The 260-nt window shown below is 45.0% G+C and carries 1 rRNA gene; it reads left to right on the top strand.

What is annotated here, in order from left to right:
* Positions 1-51 precede the first annotated feature (51 nt).
* Positions 52-260: ribosomal RNA gene (locus AC1XUO_RS29705) — 16S ribosomal RNA — on the top strand; the annotation flags it as partial.

The following is a 260-nucleotide window of genomic DNA, read 5'->3' as shown; positions in this document are numbered from 1 at the left end:
CGTTTAAGAAGATAACGTGGAATTTTTCGGAATTACCACAAAACAAAATTTACAATGGAGAGTTTGATCCTGGCTCAGGATGAACGCTAGCGGCAGGCTTAATACATGCAAGGCGAGGGGGCAGCAATGTCACCGTCGTACGGGTGCGTAACGCGTATGCAACCTACCTTCAACTGGGGGATAGCCCGGGGAAACCCGGATTAATACCGCATGACACATTTGTATAGCATTATACGATTTGTTAAAGATTTATTGGTTGA

The organism is Dyadobacter sp. HNCC25DJ186 (genome assembly GCF_056895235.1).
The sequence above is the reverse complement of the archived record's forward strand: the minus strand, read 5'-3'. Positions and strand labels throughout refer to the sequence as shown.